The organism is Wolbachia endosymbiont of Madathamugadia hiepei, from assembly GCF_013366855.1.
Taxonomy (GTDB): Bacteria; Pseudomonadota; Alphaproteobacteria; order Rickettsiales; family Anaplasmataceae; genus Wolbachia.
Genome location: NZ_WQMP01000173.1, coordinates 1 through 1722, shown reverse-complemented (window position 1 = coordinate 1722; position 1722 = coordinate 1). Strand labels below are relative to the sequence as shown.

General features: G+C 34.7%; 1 protein-coding gene and 1 pseudogene. Both read right to left on the bottom strand.

Going from position 1 to position 1722, the window contains the following annotated elements:
• Positions 1 to 314: 314 nt before the first annotated feature.
• Positions 315 to 491 (bottom strand): annotated as a pseudogene (locus GO685_RS05095) (ankyrin repeat domain-containing protein); the annotation flags it as partial.
• 22 nt (positions 492 to 513) lie between these two features.
• The gene (locus GO685_RS05090; protein ID WP_175937849.1) at positions 514 to 1356 is read right to left on the bottom strand and encodes an ankyrin repeat domain-containing protein; all 843 of its coding nucleotides are present in this window, start codon (positions 1354 to 1356) and stop codon (positions 514 to 516) included.
• Between the last annotated feature and the right edge of the window lie 366 nt (positions 1357 to 1722).

Here is a 1722-nt window from a genome sequence, read left to right as displayed (position 1 = left end):
TAATTGGCATATATTTTAGGTAAAAGCCTACACTGGCAGCCACTTTTGGCCATGTACCACACTGTTTCCACAAATATTCTCAATTTCTCTTCGCTCTTGCTGTGTATTCCTTTCACGCTTTTCAAAAAACTAAAAACTTGTTTTCAATTTCCTTCTTTTGTATAATATGCCATTTGGTAGTTTCTCTATTTGTAGCTAAGTTAAACTACCAGTTTTTGCTACATCTTTCCTTATTTTCTCATGATGAACTTTTTTTACAGAGACTAGAGGAGTCTTTCCATCGTTGTTTTTCACATTAATACTTGCTCCCTTATCTAAAAAGCTCTTACTATCTCTATATAACCTTCTTCAGCGGCCCGATGTACAGGAGTATCTTCATTGTTATCTTTTGCATTTACATCTGCTTTTTTTTCTAATAGGGTTATTACTATGTCTTTATTGCCAGTTAAAGCAGCCAAATATAAAGGAGTATATCCATACTCATCTTTTGCATTAACTTCACAGCACCTTTGTCTAGTAGAGCTCTAGTATCTGCTTATGGCCTTTTCCAGCAGCCCAATGTAATGGGGTTCTTTCATTACTATCTTTCACATTAACATCAGCTCCTTCATTTATTAGATGCTTCACTTCCTCAATATTACCATCCTTGGTAGCGCTAAGTAACTTGTCATTATTGGATTTTTGTGCACTCTGCAATAGATCTTTTATTTCTTGGTTAGTAGTTAAGTCTACAGGAATCTTTCCATCGTTGTTTTTCACATTAATACTCGCTTTTTTATCCAATAAAGCTTTTACTATATCGACATAACCAAATTTAGCAGCCCAATGCAAAGCAGTATACTTATCTTTATCCGCTGAATTAATACTTGCTCCTTTATCTAATAGAAGTTTTACTACATCTGTCTTGCCATACCAAGCAGCCACCTGTAAAGGAGTCATTTCGTATTTACCTGTTACTGCATCGACGCTTATCCCTTTATCTAATAAAGCGTTTATTATTTTTATATAGCCATGTTTGGCAGCGATATGTAAAGGAGTATATCCCCGATTGTCTTCCACATTAATATTTATTTCTTTAGCGGTTAATAGGATGTCTACTACATCTTCCTTGCCATATTTAGCAGCAGAATGTAAAGAAGTATATCCATGTTGACCTTTCACATTAACATTGATCCCTTTTACTTTTAATAGAATTTCTACTGTCTCTTTATGGCCATTTGTAGCAGTCCAAATTAAAGGAGTATCTCCATTTTTATCCACTGCATTAACATCAGCTCCTTCACTTATCAGGTTTTTTACTTTCTCAATATCACCATTCTTAGCAGCATTAAGTAACTCAGTATTTAGATTGCTCATCCCGCCTCCATCGTAAAATTGTATTATTGTGGCAAAGTTATTAACAATCTATGATCTCTGGTGTACAGCCACAAAAATACGAGAAGTTCTCATACCAATTCCCATTACATGGAACAATAACAAGGAAAAGGTCCATACTTAAGCAAGAATAGCGTGGTAAAGTGGCATATCTGCTCCCTGTGTAATGGGAATTGGTATTAGCTATAAAGTTCAAGAAAATATTTAAAAATTTACCAAGCAAAAAAAAGCAAAAGAAACCCCGGTCGGCGGCTAATTATTTATATGTACCTCAAATATCGGCGTTTTTATTCTCAGCGCTACAATTCAGCTACTTTTAAATGCAAATAACCCAAACTGTAAACGTTA

Bases quoted from the DNA above. Each gene is read 5' to 3' on its own strand.
- GO685_RS05090 (WP_175937849.1), bottom strand. From the start codon at position 1,356: ATGAGCAATCTAAATACTGAGTTACTTAATGCTGCTAAGAATGGTGAT.